The organism is Rhodococcus sp. NBC_00294 (assembly GCF_036163995.1).
Classification (GTDB): Bacteria; Actinomycetota; Actinomycetes; order Mycobacteriales; family Mycobacteriaceae; genus Rhodococcoides.
In genome coordinates this window covers 4,147,806-4,162,032 of the sequence record NZ_CP108043.1, presented here as the reverse complement: position 1 = coordinate 4,162,032, position 14,227 = coordinate 4,147,806, and the positions used below count along the sequence as shown (strand labels likewise).

General features: G+C 69.2%; 15 protein-coding genes and 1 tRNA gene. 10 read left to right on the top strand and 6 right to left on the bottom strand.

Features of this window, described 5'->3' with window-relative positions; genetic code table 11:
• The first annotated feature begins 21 nt into the window (after positions 1–21).
• The 4 genes from glp to OHB23_RS19450 all read left to right on the top strand — a co-directional run bounded on the left by glp (position 22) and on the right by OHB23_RS19450 (position 3,070).
• Entirely contained in the window at positions 22–1,278 is a 1,257-nt protein-coding gene (gene glp, locus OHB23_RS19465) for a molybdotransferase-like divisome protein Glp (protein ID WP_056447044.1), read from the top strand.
• Between the two features lie 31 nt (positions 1,279–1,309).
• Positions 1,310–1,960 (top strand): GNAT family N-acetyltransferase, encoded by a 651-nt coding sequence (locus OHB23_RS19460; RefSeq protein ID WP_027504111.1) that lies wholly within the window; start codon positions 1,310–1,312, stop codon positions 1,958–1,960.
• 207 nt (positions 1,961–2,167) lie between these two features.
• Positions 2,168–2,932, top strand: coding sequence for a divisome protein SepX/GlpR (gene sepX / locus OHB23_RS19455; RefSeq protein ID WP_056447538.1), 765 nt, complete (start codon positions 2,168–2,170; stop codon positions 2,930–2,932).
• A 62-nt stretch (positions 2,933–2,994) separates the two neighbouring features.
• Positions 2,995–3,070, top strand: a tRNA-Ala gene (locus OHB23_RS19450).
• A 13-nt stretch (positions 3,071–3,083) separates the two neighbouring features.
• Here OHB23_RS19450 and OHB23_RS19445 read toward each other — a convergent pair.
• A complete protein-coding gene (locus OHB23_RS19445) occupies positions 3,084–3,833 on the bottom strand; it encodes an 8-oxoguanine DNA glycosylase OGG fold protein (RefSeq protein ID WP_156380407.1) in 750 nt (249 codons plus the stop codon).
• Between the two features lie 149 nt (positions 3,834–3,982).
• Between OHB23_RS19445 and OHB23_RS19440 the strand changes: the two genes are divergently transcribed.
• Genes OHB23_RS19440 through OHB23_RS19430 form a run of 3 tightly spaced genes read left to right on the top strand, consistent with a single transcriptional unit; the run spans position 3,983 to position 7,415 of the window.
• The gene (locus OHB23_RS19440; protein ID WP_222627659.1) at positions 3,983–5,314 is read left to right on the top strand and encodes an MFS transporter; all 1,332 of its coding nucleotides are present in this window, start codon (positions 3,983–3,985) and stop codon (positions 5,312–5,314) included.
• Between the two features lie 44 nt (positions 5,315–5,358).
• A complete protein-coding gene (locus OHB23_RS19435) occupies positions 5,359–6,033 on the top strand; it encodes a response regulator transcription factor (protein ID WP_027504108.1) in 675 nt (224 codons plus the stop codon).
• The gene (locus tag OHB23_RS19430) at positions 6,030–7,415 is read left to right on the top strand and encodes a sensor histidine kinase (protein ID WP_027504107.1); all 1,386 of its coding nucleotides are present in this window, start codon (positions 6,030–6,032) and stop codon (positions 7,413–7,415) included. Before OHB23_RS19435 ends, OHB23_RS19430 begins: the two co-directional genes overlap by 4 nt.
• Here OHB23_RS19430 and OHB23_RS19425 read toward each other — a convergent pair.
• The 5 genes from OHB23_RS19425 to OHB23_RS19405 form a co-directional block, all read right to left on the bottom strand.
• Positions 7,342–8,316, bottom strand: coding sequence for a TAXI family TRAP transporter solute-binding subunit (locus OHB23_RS19425; protein ID WP_051612958.1), 975 nt, complete (start codon positions 8,314–8,316; stop codon positions 7,342–7,344). The genes OHB23_RS19430 and OHB23_RS19425 overlap by 74 nt on opposite strands.
• 28 nt (positions 8,317–8,344) lie before the next feature.
• On the bottom strand, positions 8,345–8,839 hold the full coding sequence (locus OHB23_RS19420; protein ID WP_051612957.1) for a type II toxin-antitoxin system RatA family toxin: 495 nt from the start codon (positions 8,837–8,839) through the stop codon (positions 8,345–8,347).
• 26 nt (positions 8,840–8,865) lie between these two features.
• A complete protein-coding gene (locus OHB23_RS19415) occupies positions 8,866–9,900 on the bottom strand; it encodes an SDR family oxidoreductase (RefSeq protein ID WP_328810200.1) in 1,035 nt (344 codons plus the stop codon).
• Positions 9,897–11,141, bottom strand: a complete 1,245-nt coding sequence (locus OHB23_RS19410) for an aspartate aminotransferase family protein (protein ID WP_328810199.1) — start codon at positions 11,139–11,141, stop codon at positions 9,897–9,899. Before OHB23_RS19410 ends, OHB23_RS19415 begins: the two co-directional genes overlap by 4 nt.
• A gap of 248 nt (positions 11,142–11,389) precedes the next feature.
• Complete coding sequence (locus tag OHB23_RS19405) at positions 11,390–11,932, bottom strand: CGNR zinc finger domain-containing protein (protein ID WP_027504105.1); 543 nt, start codon at positions 11,930–11,932, stop codon at positions 11,390–11,392.
• A 59-nt stretch (positions 11,933–11,991) separates the two neighbouring features.
• Between OHB23_RS19405 and OHB23_RS19400 the strand changes: the two genes are divergently transcribed.
• The 3 genes from OHB23_RS19400 (at position 11,992) to OHB23_RS19390 (ending at position 14,051) form a co-directional block, all read left to right on the top strand.
• The gene (locus OHB23_RS19400; RefSeq protein ID WP_328810198.1) at positions 11,992–13,014 is read left to right on the top strand and encodes an EamA family transporter; all 1,023 of its coding nucleotides are present in this window, start codon (positions 11,992–11,994) and stop codon (positions 13,012–13,014) included.
• A gap of 135 nt (positions 13,015–13,149) precedes the next feature.
• Positions 13,150–13,617 (top strand): effector binding domain-containing protein, encoded by a 468-nt coding sequence (locus tag OHB23_RS19395; protein ID WP_328810197.1) that lies wholly within the window; start codon positions 13,150–13,152, stop codon positions 13,615–13,617.
• Positions 13,614–14,051, top strand: coding sequence for an effector binding domain-containing protein (locus OHB23_RS19390; protein ID WP_027504103.1), 438 nt, complete (start codon positions 13,614–13,616; stop codon positions 14,049–14,051). Before OHB23_RS19395 ends, OHB23_RS19390 begins: the two co-directional genes overlap by 4 nt.
• Positions 14,052–14,227: the final 176 nt, after the last annotated feature.

The following is a 14,227-nucleotide window of genomic DNA, read 5'->3' as shown; positions in this document are numbered from 1 at the left end:
CACGGATGACGGAAGGTGCGGATGCGCTCGGTTGAGGAGCAGCAGTCGAGAGTGACGGCTGCAGCGGTTGCCCCCCGGCCGGTGCGAGTCGCCATCTCCGAGGCGCAGGGTCTGCTGTGCGCGGAGGAAGTGGTGACCGAGCGCCCGCTGCCCGGGTTCGATCAGGCGGCCATCGACGGTTACGCGGTCCGCAGTGTGGACATCGCTGCAGCGGGGTCGGCCACCGACGACGACGGCGCACCCGTGGACATCTCGCTGCCCGTGGTGGGCGAGGTCGCGGCGGGGTCGCGTCAGCCCATCCGTCTGCAGCCGCGGCAGGCGGTGCGCGTCGACACGGGTGCACCGCTGCCCACCCTCGCGGACGCCGTTCTCCCAGTGGAGCGAGCGAAGTTCGCGCGCGGCCGCATCGAGGTGCTCGCACCCGTGCGTTCCGGAGAGTACGTGCGCCGCATCGGCGACGACGTGCAGCCCGGCGACGTCGCCGTGCGGTCCGGGACCATCATCGGCGCAGCGCAGGTCGGGCTCCTCGCAGCTGTGGGCCGCGACAAGGTCCTGGTGCATCCCCGTCCCCGCCTCTCGGTCATCTCGATCGGCGGCGAACTCGTCGACATCGAACGCACACCGGGCCAGGGCCAGGTGTACGACGTGAACAGCTACGCCCTCGCTGCCGCGGCGCGGGACGCGGGCGCGGACGTCAACCGCATCGGCATCGTCAGCGGTGACGCGAAGCGGCTGCGCGAGGTGGTGGAAGGGCAGCTCATCCGCTCCGAGATCGTCGTCATCGCCGGAGCCGTCGGCGGCAGCGCGTCCGAGGAGATCCGCGAGGCGCTCGAGGACTTCGGCGACATCGAGGTCGGCCGCGTGGCCATGCACCCCGGATCGGTGCAGGGCTTCGGCCAGCTCGGTCGCGACGAGGTACCCACCTTCCTGTTGCCGTCCAACCCGGTGAGTGCGCTCGTCGTCTTCGAGGTGATGGTGCGGCCGCTCGTGCGCATCGCGCTCGGTCGACGCCAGCCCATGCGCCGCATCGTCACCGCCCGCACCGTCGGACCCATCACGTCCATCGCCGGGCGCCGCGCCTACCTGCGCGGCCAGCTCATGCGGGACGAGGGCACGGGGGAGTACCTCGTGCAGGCACTAGGCGGTGCTCCCGGCAGCTCGTCGCACCTGCTGGCGACGCTGGCGGAGGCCAACTGCCTGGTCATGGTCGACCCCGAGGTGACCGAGGTGCGGACCGGCGAAGAGGTCGACGTCGCATTCCTCGCGCAGCGCGGCTGACGCTCCGTCCTCTTCGCTAAGGTTTCGAAGTATGCCGCGATCGTGGTCGAGCCATCCCGGATGGCCGGCGAAGCTGGGACCTCTCGTGGTTCCCGCGGGCGAGGTGACGGTCCGACCGGTGCGTCTGCGCGACGCCGCGGTGTGGTCGCGGACCCGCATCGACAACCGCGCGCACCTCGAACCGTGGGAGCCCACCGGTGAGGCGCCGTGGGACATGCGGCACGCGATGTCGTCGTGGCCGCCCCTGTTCTCGAGCCTCAAGGCCGAGGCCCGGCGCGGGATGATGCTGCCCTTCGCCATCGAACTGAACGGCACCTTCGTCGGGCAGCTGACTGTCGGCAACATCGTTCGCGGAGCCCTTCGATCGGCGTGGATCGGCTACTGGGTGGCCAAGGACGTCGGCGGGCAAGGGGTTGCCACGGCAGCACTCGCACTCGGCGTCGATCATTGCTTCTCGTCGGCCGGGCTGCACCGGCTCGAAGCCACCGTGCGGCCGGAAAACGCTGCCAGTCAAGCGGTTCTGCGCAACGTCGGGTTCCGCCAGGAGGGCCTGCTGCAGAGGTACCTCGACGTGGACGGTGCGTGGCGCGACCACATCCTCGTCGCCATGACGGTGGGGGAGACGCCCGGGACGGTGGCGGACGTGCTGGTGCGCAGTGGTCGGGCGGCGTGGGCTCGGTAGTTGCCTCGAGGTTCCCGTAGGGGTTCCGTGTTCCCGCGCGTGCTGCAGTGTCCGCGGGAACACGCAAGCACTGCGGGAATTTCGGCCTGTGACTGGAGTGACATGAGTGCACTCGTGTTCGGCGCGTCGTCGTCGGCGGTTCACCGCGCCCCACTACGCTGACGTGCAAGCTCACATGAATGTGATTCACGTCAGGAGGTGGTGGGTGTGCCCAATTCGGTGATCTGGATCGGCCTCGTCGCCATCTGGCTGTTCGTGCTCGTGCCGATGGTGGTCACATCGCGCCCGCGTATCCGCCGCACCACCGACGTCGCGCTCGCGACACGGGTCCTGCACCGGGGCGGAGCACGGCTCCGCGTCGATCCCGGCCCCGCGGCAGGGCATCGCAGCGACCCCGACTGGCGCCCGTCCGACGACGACCTGCACTCGACCGACTCGCTTTCGGAGGATCCGATGGAGACCCAGCACGGCCACGAGAGCGACGAGCACGTCGACGAGTACTTCTCGGAGGACTTCGTGCCGCAGCGACGCGGCCGCGGCGGCTTCGATCCCGAGGCCGACGCCATCGCCCGCGCCGCCCGCTACGCGTTCCGTCAGCGCACGGTGCTCGGCTCCGTGTTCGTCATCGCGATGTCTGCAGCGCTGGGATTCCTTGCGAGCCCGATCTTCTGGTGGGTCTTCGCCGTCACCATCGTCGGACTGTCGTCCTACCTGTTCTACCTCCGCCGCCAGGTGCGCATCGAGGAGGACATCCGTCGTCGTCGCATGCAGCGTCTGCAGCGCTCGCGCCTCGGTGTCGAGTCCAGCACCGACCCGGAGCTCAAGCTCACTCCCGAGCGCCTGCGTCGCCCCGGCGCCGTGGTGCTCGAGGTGGACGACGAGGACCCGGCGTTCGACCATCTCGAGCACTACGACGAGCGCGTCGGCGACTCCCACCTCGACGTCCGCATGCGCCGCGCAGCGGGGGAGTGACCGGATTTCTGGCAGTCCCGCGGGGCTGCTAGAGTTCGAGACGATCCTGGTTCGCCGGGTCAGGGGCTGTGGCGCAGTTGGTAGCGCGTCTCGTTCGCATCGAGAAGGTCAGGGGTTCGATTCCCCTCAGCTCCACCACGTTCGACTCTCGTCACAGCGCATCGCGGAACTCGTCCAGGAACGGCGACGGCGTCTCCCGTCGGATCCGCCACGACCGCACCAGCCACATCTCGACGAGCTCGGGCCGTACGCGGCCCAGTCTCGCCCACTCGTCGAGCACCTCGCAGTAGTCGAGGTAGCGCCGCACGGTCATGGCCGACACCGAGGGATTGTCCACCCACCCCAGGTGCACGAGTTCCGACAGCGCCTGCTGGTCGAGGAGTTGCGGGCGGTGCAGCATGTTCTCCGACCCGATCGCCCACACGTACAGGGACATCGGAACGCGCCCGAATCCCGTGGCCCTCGGCCAGCCCGACCAGTCTCGGTGCGGACCGACGTCGATGAGCGCCGGCGCGCGGCGGCACTCGTCCAGTGCCTGCCGAACACCGTGCAGCCGACGGTCGCCGGCCGGCTCCTCGAGGTCCCGCGCATCGGGGAAGCGGCGAGCACGGTCTCGGTCTCGATGACCGACGAGCCATGCGGCGCAGTGGTAGACGGTGGTCAGATCGCACCCGCTCCCGATGGTCTGCAGATCGCCGCGCCGCAGGAACCCGGTGCCGGTCTCGACGACGTCTCCGTCCAGACCTCGGGCGCGGACCCGCACCGGGATGCGCGCGCTCGTGAGCCGACTGTTCCACCAGTCGAGGTCTATCTCCGCGAGATCACCCAGCACGTCGTACTCGTACGAACGGGTGCTGCACCACGCGAGGCACGCTTCGGGGAGCGCCGGCGTCGTCGTCATGTCGGTGATGGTGGCAGGTCCCACCGACAGCCTCGGTCGGGTTTGCAAAGTGTCTGTAAAGACTGCCCGCAGCCGTGCCTCATATGGCGCCGGTCACACCTAGTGTTCGTTCGGTGCATCCCCTGCACCGGACCGAAAGGTGACCATCCATGGCCACGACAGCCATCCCCGCGGGGCCTCCCTCGACGAAGCGGGCGGTGTTCAACACCATCCGTGGATCACTCGGCAACCTCGTCGAGTGGTACGACGTGTACGTCTACACGGTCTTCGCGTCGTACCTGCAGTCGAGCTTCTTCGCCGACGGTGAGCCCAACGCGGGCATCTACACGATGGGCATCTTCGCGATCACCTTCGTGATGCGCCCGATCGGGTCCTGGTTCTTCGGTCGGTACGCGGACCGGCACGGGCGTCGTCCCGCGCTGGTGTTCAGCATCTCGCTCATGGCGGGCTCGTCCCTGCTCATCGCGCTGACCCCGACGGCCGCGTCCATCGGGTCGGCCGCCGTGGTCATGCTCGTCCTCTGCCGCCTGCTGCAGGGCTTCGCGACGGGTGGCGAGTACGGCACGTCGGCGACGTACATGTCCGAGGCGGCGACGCCGGGGCTGCGCGGATTCTTCTCCTCGTTCCAGTACGTCACCCTGGTGGGCGGTCACGTCCTCGCCCAGGTCACACTGCTGATCCAGCAGAGCGTCCTGACCGACGAACAGATCGCCTCCTTCGGATGGCGCATCGCGTTCGGTATCGGCGCCCTCGGCGCCGTGGTCGTGCTGTTCCTGCGTCGGAGCATGGACGAATCCCTGCAGACCGAGGTCGACGGCAAGCGCAGCGGCTCGATGACCGAACTGTTCACCGCGTATCCGAAGCAGCTGCTCATCTGCTTCCTCGTCACCCTCGGCGGCACCGTCGCGTTCTACACCTACAGCGTCAACGGGCCGCTCATCGTCAAGAGCACCTACGCCGATCAGGGCATGACGGCGACGTGGATCAACCTCGCGGCGCTGGTGCTGCTCATGGTGATCCAGCCACTCGGCGGACTGCTGAGCGACAAGATCGGGCGCAAGCCGCTGCTCGTCGGGTTCGGCATCGCGGGTGTGCTGTGGTCGTGGACCTTCCTGAACCTGCTGCCGCGCGTCGAGACGCCGATGGTGTCCTTCCTGCTGCTCGCCGGCACCTACGTCATCCTCACCGGCTACACCTCGATCAACGCGATCGTGAAGGCGGAACTGTTTCCGGCGCACGTGCGCGCTCTGGGACTGGGACTCGGCTACGCACTGGCCAATTCGATGTTCGGTGGCACGGCTCCGGTGATCTACGAGGCCGCCAAGGAGAACGATGCGCTCGACGCCTTCGGCATCTACGTCACCATCGCCATCGGTGTCTCGCTCGTCGTGTACGTCTTCGTCCTGAAGAACCGCGCACCGACCTTCCTGGACGCCGAGCAGGCACGCCGAGCGGACAGGAACGAGGCGGCCGTGTCCTGAGGTCCGTGCGTTAGGCTTTCCGCGCCGGACGGGAGGGCCTGACGATGCAGATTCTCGTCGTCGAGGACGACCTCGGAGTCGCCGACGCACTCACACAGTCGCTGCGTCGGCAGGGCTGGGCGGTGCGGCACGCCGCGACCGGGACCGCGGCGCTCGACATGGTGGACGACGCCGATCTCGTCCTGCTCGACATGGGGCTCCCGGATCACGACGGCCTGTGGGTCTGCCGCCGGATCCGGGAGCACTCGTCCGTTCCCATCGTGGCGCTCACGGCGCGGCGCACCGAGGATTCCGTGATCGGCGCTCTGCGTGCGGGTGTCGACGACTACGTCACCAAGCCGTACAGCTTCGCGGTGCTGCTCGCACGGCTGGACGCGGTCGTGCGGCGCAGTGTCGGACGCGTCGCCACCGAGCCGGCCGTCGATCTCGGCTTCGACCTCGCTCGGGACACCCGCGAGGTCACCGCACCCGACGGCTCCGTGCGCACGCTCACCGCGAAGGAATGCGAACTGCTCGTGGCACTCTCCCGCACACCGGACCGCCCCGTGAGCCGCGCCGCGCTCATGGAGGAGGTGTGGGACACGACGTGGGTGGGTGCCTCGCGCACGCTCGACGTCCACGTCGCGTCACTGCGGAACAAGCTGAAGGACGTCGCCCGGATCGAGTCGGTGCGCGGTGTCGGCTATCGACTGGTCGCTCCCGCCGAGCCCGACGCGTGAGGAGACGGCTGCTCGCACTGGCGATCACGTTGACGGCCGCCGTGCTGGCGGCACTCGTCGCGCCGCTCGTGGCCGCCCACGCGGAGGAACGGGCGATCACCATCCACGAACGGCGTCTGGCCGCCGCGACCCGGTTCGCCACCCTGGCCGACAGTGTCGGTGACGCGAGCTCACTGGGACCCGATCTGATGCGGTACGGCGAGGTCACGGAGAGCACCCGCACGTGGATCGTCGACATCGACGGATCGGTGCTCGCACCGGCAGGCTCGGATCTGCCGGCCGACGTGCCGGGTCTGGCGGGCGCGGTACGCGACGCGCTCGCGGGAACACCGACCTCCGCTCCGACTGCGCTGTGGCCGTGGCAGACCGAGCCGTTGATCGTCGCGACGCCCATCGGCCGGGACGCGCAGATCCTCGGTGCCGTCGTCATGCTGGAGGACACATCGGCCGCGCGGGACAACGTGCAGCGAGCGATGGTGCTCGCCGCGGCGGGCGGCGCCGTCGTCCTCGCGCTCGTCGCCTGGCTCGTGGGGGTGCCACTCGTCGGCTGGGTGGTGCGGCCGGTCGACGATCTGACCACCCGCGTCGAGCAGCTGTCCCGCGGCCGCACTCCGACCGAGGGACGCCACGTCGGGCCTCCCGAACTCCGGCGGCTCGCGGAGTCGTTCGACGACATGGCGGCGAACGTGGAGCACTCCCGGCAGCAGCAGCGCGAACTGGTCGCGGACGTGTCGCATCAGTTGGCCAATCCGCTGACGGCACTGCGGCTCCGGCTCGAGAACCTGGCCGTGGACGATCCGGCCGTCGAACCGGTGCTCGCCGAGACCGAACGCATGGCGCGCTCACTCGACGCGGTGATCGAGATCAGCCGCGCGGGAGGCTTCGACCGACGCTCCTCCGAGGTGGACGTCGCCCGGCAGCTTCGCGAGCGGGTCGCGCTGTGGGCGCCGTTGTTCGGGGATCTGCTCACCGTCCGGGTCGACGTCGACACCGCCCCGGCGTTCCTGGAGGAGGACCTCGTCCCCACGGTCCTCGACGTCCTGCTGGACAACGCCCTGAAGTACGCGGAGGGTCGGTCCGTCGACGTCGCGCTGGAGCAGGCCGGCGACGCGTGGCGAGTGACGGTGCGCGATCACGGTGACGGCGTCAGTGCCGCCGAAGCCGCCGAGCTGGGGCGGCGCTTCCATCGACTCGACCGGCACGCCGGCGTCGAGGGCACCGGACTGGGTCTCGCGATCGTCGTCCTCCGCATCCGCGACGCCGACGGGGACGTGGTCTTCGACCCCGCCGATCCCGGCCTGCGGACGGTCATCTCACTTCCCGCGCGTCTCGATCGCGGAACCACCGCAGCGCCCCCGGATGCAGCGGGACCGGCTGGGTGAACATCCCGGCGGCGACGGTCGGCTGCCGGACGTCGGGGACGGTTCGTGCGATCGCGTCCTGACGGTCGAAGACGACGGACGTGAACCCGTAGGCCGTGTCCTCGCGGAGCGTCGGCGTCGCGATGAGGTAGGTCTTCACGCTGACAGTCTGGACGGCGGCGGGCAGACGGTACGGCCCGGCCGGCAGCGGACCGGTGACGTACTGCGGACCCCACGTCGACACGAGTCCCTCGACCAGTCCACCGAGATCCAGCGCGCGGACCGGTGTGCGCGCGCCCAGCTCGACCAGTGCCCGCACCGGGAACCCGCTGACGAAGGCCAGCGCGTCGACGCGTCCGGTGCTCAGCGCCGCCGTCGCCTCGCCGAGCGGTTGCGCGACGAAGTCGACGTCCGCCGTGTCCACTCCTGCTGCGGCCAGGCACCTCTCGGTCACCGACCGGGTACCCGAGTCGGTCTGGCCCGCGCTCAGGCGCACGCCCGTCAGATCCTGGATGCCCGTGACCGGGGAATCCACCGGGACGAGGATCTGCAGGAAGCTGTCGTAGAGCCGGGCCAGCGCGGTCAGGGGGACCGGGGAGTCGAAGGCTCCCTCGCCGCGCACCGCGTCGAGCGCCGTGTCGCCGAGACAGAACGCGACGTCCGCGGTGCCCGACGAGAGGTCGAGCACGTTTCCCACGGAGCCGCCGGTCACGACGACCTCCGAGCGCACACCCGGCAGCACCTGCGTGGCCTCTGTGCGCAGAGCCGCGCCGTACTCGTCGAACACCGCACCCACGTTGCCGGTGGCGATGCGCAGTCGGCCGGAAGCGTCCTGCCACCACGTATCTCGGGAACACCCCGCCAGGGCGGCGGCGGCCGCAGCCGCGCCGGCCCCGCGGAGGAACTGCCGTCGGCCGAGCACGCGTTCAGCATAGGCCGGGGCCGGTCCGTCAGCGCTGAGTGAGCCGCGACCCGGTCTCGACGGAGACGACGCCCGAGCCGAAGAGCCCGTCGACGATCTGGTGCACGCCGGTGGCCAGTTCCTGTGCGGCGACCGGATTGAGCATGTCGGCCATCGACGGGATGCCGATGTCGACGGCGGCGTCGAAGGCCATCTCGACGGCGCCGTCGCCGGTCTCCCGCACCGCCCACCGGCCGTCGAACGATCCCAGGTCGCCGCTCGACTGCTCGAAGGTGACGGTGCGGCCGGGCACGTCGACGGTGTCCGTCTCGACCCACTGCAGCAGACCGCCGCGGAAGTGGGTCGACCACGACGACGATCGAACGTACCCGGCCGCGTCCCGCGACTCGGGATCCGTCACGGTGATGCGGTCGACCATGGGTACGTGATCGCCGAAGGAGGCGAAGTCGCTGACCCGATCGAACACGTCGTCCGGAGTGACGCCGGTGAGGGTGGCGATCACACTGATGATGCTGGGGGACATGAGAACTCCTCGAATGGAATCGACGGTCAGGCGGACTGCAGGACGGGATCGGCGCCGGGGGAGCGCTCCACCAGATGTCGGGCGGTGAGGCGGGCGGAGCGTTCGATGGTGCCCGCCGTCTGCGCGGGAGGGAGGGGTCCGGACCCGAGCGACGTGGGAAACGGGCTGGTGTTGAACAGGTTCGCGACGGAGGCGAGGAGATTGGCGAACTTCGTCTGCGACGCGGGGTCGAGCAGGTCGAAGAAGGCCGGCTTCCACAGGCGCTGGAACACGTCCGGGTGCAGCCGGCGAGGCGCGTCCACCGCGATCCCGAGGCGGGTGGCCTCGTCGACCAGCACGGCGACGAGCGAGTCGATGTCCAGTGCCGCGGCCCCGCTGGTGACCCACACGTGCTCGCGGTCGTACTGCCGCGGGTGGTTCACCACCGTCGCGATCGACCGTGCGACGACGTCGCACGGCACGAAGTCGTACTGCAGCGCGTCCTCGCACAGGACGACCGGCAACGTCCCGCGCAGGAAGGCGCGCACGAGGGTGTGCAGCCCCTGCAACTCGGAGATCTCACCGGTCTCGGAATCGCCGCACACGATGGACGGGCGGACGATGGTCCAGTCGAGGCCGCTGCTCCGCACGAGATCCTCGCCGTCCCTCTTGCTGGCGATGTACGCACCGGGGTGCATGGTGGCGAGTCCGCCGGTGACGTCCGGGATCACGGGTTGACCGACGAAGGCGGTGCTGACGTGCACCAGGCGTGCCGACGCGTCCCGGGAGAGCTCCACGATGTGGCGGACTCCGTCGACGTTGACGGCCCGGGTGGACGCGTCGTCGATCCCGAAGTCCACGACGCCGGCGCAGTGCACGACGGTGTCCACGTCGCGGGTGAGGGCGGACCACGTCCGGTCGTCGAGTCCGAGGTGTGGCGCGCGGAGGTCGCCGCGGACAGTGATCCCCGAGTGCTGCACGGCCCGTCGACCTTCCAGCACGACGACGTCGTGGTCCTCGGTGAGGGCGCGGAGCGTCGGCAGTCCGACGACGCCGGAGGCTCCGGTCAGCAGAATCGTCATCGGTGTCCTTTCGAGAACGTCTCGCGCAGTGCGTCGCCGACGGCGGTGAGCATCCAGTCGACATCAGCCTCGGTCATCGTGGCCGGGGGAGTGAAACGCACGACGGGACTGGCGTTCAGGGAGTGGTTGGCCACGACGCGCCGGTCGAGCAGCGCGAGCAGGAAGCGGCCGGCGGTGCCGGCGTCGCCGAAGTCCAGCCCGATGAGCAACCCTCGACCGCGGACCTCCACGGTCCCGAGATCCGCTGTGAGTATGCGCAACTCGTCGAGCAGTCGTCCGCCCGTCCGTGCGGATCGCGCCACCAGCTTCTCGTCGTCGATGACCTCGAGCGCGGCGCACGCGGCCGCCATCCCCAGCGGCGCACCGGAGAAGGTCGACGTGTGGATGCCGAAGTCGATGTCGAAGGCACGGAAGGCGCGCGGTGTCGCGACGGCGGCCGACACGGGAATCACGCCGCCGCCCAGACTCTTTCCCACGAGGACGATGTCGGCGTCGACGGCGTCCCGCTCGCTCTCCCACATCAGGCCGGTGCGTCCGAGGCCGGTCATGATCTCGTCGATCACGAGGAGGGCTCCGCGTTGACGGCACAGTGCCGAGGCGACCGCGAGGTAGTTGCGGGGCGGCAGCACGACCCCGCCCTCGCCCTGCACGGGTTCGAGGACCACGCAGGCGTCGGAGGCGTCGTCGCCGAGTGCGTCCGACAGTGCCTGGACGTCGCCGTACGGAACTGTGGTCGCCGCGGTGAACAGTCGACGGAACGGGTTCTGATACGACGGATTCGCCGTGAGGGCGAGCGCGCCGAGGGTCTTGCCGTGGTAGCCGCGGCTCGCCCCGATCAGGCGATGGTGGCCGGCGCTGCAGGCCATCTTGACGGCGGCTTCGGTGGCCTCGGTTCCGGAGGCGCCGAAGTAGACCTTCGACAGCGGGTCCGGCAGGCGGGCCGCCAGTGCCGCCGCGGCCTCGGCCACCCGAGGTTCGAGCAGGGTGCGGGTGGAGACGGGATGGCGTCCGAGCTGGGCGATCACCGCGTCGACGACGCGGGGATGCCGGGCGCCGAGCAGGAGGGTCCCGTACCCGCCGCAGTTGAGGTACTCGACGTCGTCGGTCGACCACAGTCTGGCTCCGAGCGAGCGGTCCTCGACGATGTCGCCCAGCATGGAGGCCACGCGTGCACGAGACTCGGACAGATGCGCGCGGGTGTGGCTCTGCACCCGCCCGTCGAGGGACGTCGAGATCGACATGGTGTGGCTCCCGAGACGAGGAGAAGCGATGAGGCGTGCGGCCCGGCGGGCCGCCGCGATCACCGACGGTAACCCCGGCTGCAGGTGGCGTCAAAGCCACCGATGAGTCGTATGATGTTGTGCGACAACATATGGCGCGAACCACCGTTATTGAGCGGGGTGGCTACCAGTGGCTGGTCCGGTGACCACGGAATACCTTCAGCTGATCAGGAATTGTGCGAATATCGGTTCACCAGGACCGGCCGTCGTCAGATCTTCTTGCGGGCCCGGTACGCGGCGACGTTGGCGCGGTTGCCACAGTTTCCGGTGTCGCAGTACCGCCTCGATCGGTTGCGGGACAGGTCGACGAGCACCGCGTCGCAGTCCGGTGCGTCGCACAGGCGGAGCCGCTCGAGCTCGTCCGACCGCACCATGTCGGCGAGGGCGACGGCGGTCTCGGCCGTCATGCGATCGGCGAGGGGCGCGTCGTCGTCGCTGACGTGCATGTGCCAGCCCCAGTCGCCGTGGCGGGTGAGGTACGGCCGGGCGTCGGATGCGGCCAGCATCGCGTTGACGACGGGTACGACGGCGTCGGGTTCGCCCGTCTCCCACAGCGCCCGCCAGGCCGGGCGCAGGGCCCGCACGGCGTCGAGTTCCTCCTGTGTGCCGTCGCGGCGCCCCGTCCACTCGTGCTCGTCGAGCATCGACGACAGGGTGCTCACGTCAGGGAGGTGGTCCTCGCCGTTCGCGGCGGTGTTGATCAGCGCCGCCGCCCAGACGAGGGCGGTGCGTGTGTCATGAGCAAAAAGCATTTGACTCCTGACCTTCCGGGTCTCTAGTGTCATGACCAATCTACAGTTACGGTCATGACATGACGGGCGACGTACCCGACGGTGTGGCCGGATCCTCGAAAGGGCCGCTCATGGTGTCCTCCCGTTCCGGTGTCGCGTTCGCCGTGACCTCCGCGATCGCGTTCGGAATGTCGGGCCCGTTCGCGAAGGCGCTCACCGACACCGGGTGGTCGCCCGAGTCCGCGGTGCTCGCTCGCATCGTGGGCGGTGCGGTGATCCTCCTGCCCGTCGTCGTCCTGCTGCGCCGCGGCGCACTCCGCGGGGTGCTCTCGGCTCCCGTCACCGTCGTCGCGTACGGCGTCGTCGCGGTGGCAGGAGCCCAGGTCTGCTTCTTCAATGCGATCCAACACCTCTCGGTGGGTGTCGCACTCATGCTCGAGTACCTCGGGCCGGTCCTGGTGATCGGCTGGATCTGGATCACCACCCGGCGGCGCCCCCGCCCGACGACGATGGCGGGTGTCGCACTCGTGCTCGGCGGTGCGCTGGTCGTGCTCGACGTGTTCGACGGCGCCGTGTTCGATCCTGTCGGCGTGCTCTGGGGACTGTCCGCCGCCGTGTGTCTCGCGTTCTACTTCGTGGTGTCCGCGAAACAGGGTGACGCCGTCGATCCGTTGGTTCTCTCGGCCGCCGGACTGGCGGTGGGCGCCATTGTGGTCGGCGTCGCCGGAATGCTGGGAATGGTTCCGTTGCAGGTGTCGACGAACGACGTCGCTCTCGACGGCCGGGCGTGGCCGTGGTGGACTGCCGTCGCAGTGCTCGCCCTGGTCTCCGCAGCCGTCGCGTACGTTTTCGGGATCATGGCGTCCCGCGCCCTCGGGGCATCGACCGCATCGGTGATCGCGCTGGTCGAGGTGCTGTGCGCGGTGGTTGCGGCGTGGCTCCTGCTCGGCGAGACGGTGTCTCTCACTCAAATCGCAGGTGGTGCAGCAATTCTGACGGGAGCCGCCGTGGTGCAGTGGCGATCCGATGCACCGCCGCCCGTGGAGGCGCTACCGGCCTCGGCAGGAATGGACGGATCTCACGGGGTATCCGTTCTCCCCTGACGCGGCACTGTATGGTGAGGGCGCGTCGTGGTATTCGGCGGGTGGGCACTTCTCCGGGCGGGGTCGCGAGTGCCGGTCCGCCGGAATGTCAGTGACCACCACGCGGACATCGAAGCCGTTGCACGGGAGCCCGTCATGACCATCGAATTCGTCGACCTCGCGGAAACGTGGGTTGCGGGTCTCCCTGTGCGTAGCCCGAAACGGGCGTTGGGCTCTCTCTACGACACCAATCTCGAACGTGCGTGGTCCGGAATCCTGAACCAGGACATCGGTGAACCGCTCGGGTCGATCTACACCGACTTCGTTCCCGCGATCGGGTCCTACAGCACGCAGATCGTCGGGTACCGCGTCGCGGACGGTGACGTGCGCCGCGGGCACATCGTGGCGCGTGTGCCGGCGGGTCGCTATGCGAAATTCTCAGCAGTCGGCAATTTTCCGCAGGTCCTGACGACGCTGTGGAACGAGATCACCCACGCGGAGGAGATGGGGTCCTTCACTCGCGCCTTCACCGGTGAGTTCGAGGTGTATCCCCACGCGTACAAGATCGAGATGTACGTTCCGGTCGCGATTCCCGGCTCGCGGGGCGTCGGCGGTGCGGGATGACGTTCCGTCTCGTGGCACGTCCGAGCATGGTGTTCGGCGGACTGGTCGTGCCCGGTGTCGATCCCGGACCCGAGGGCAGCGCCAGCGATCTCGTCGTGTTCCTGCGTGAACGTATCCGCGAACGTGAACCGGAGGACGCCGACGTCTACACCGTCTACGTCCCGGATCAGCGTGGTGTCTGCAACGTCGTCGTCGGCGTACCTCGTGGGAACGTCGACGACGTGCCGATCGGCGACGTCTTCGTCACGGTTCCGTCGGGAGCGTTCGCGGTCTTCACGCCGTCGATGACTCTGCCCGACCGGGCGGAGGACGCGTGGGCGCAGGCCGAGGAGGCCATCGCCGACGGCTCGATCGTGCGCGCCGGCGGGGTGGAGTTCGAGTGCCTCTCAGCCGACGGGAACGTCGAGATCTTCGTCGCCGTCTCGCTGCAATGACGTGCGCCGACGTCCGGTGCCGGCGGACGAGAAGTCGGCTCTCGTCGAGATAAAGAACCTACCGACGAGTAGAAGCAGTCGGAGCGGTGCCTGGACTCGCTCGAGCGCTGGTCGTCATTGTGATTTTGTCTCGAGTGCATTTCTGTGGCGGTGTTCGAGTCCAACCTGTGCCTATC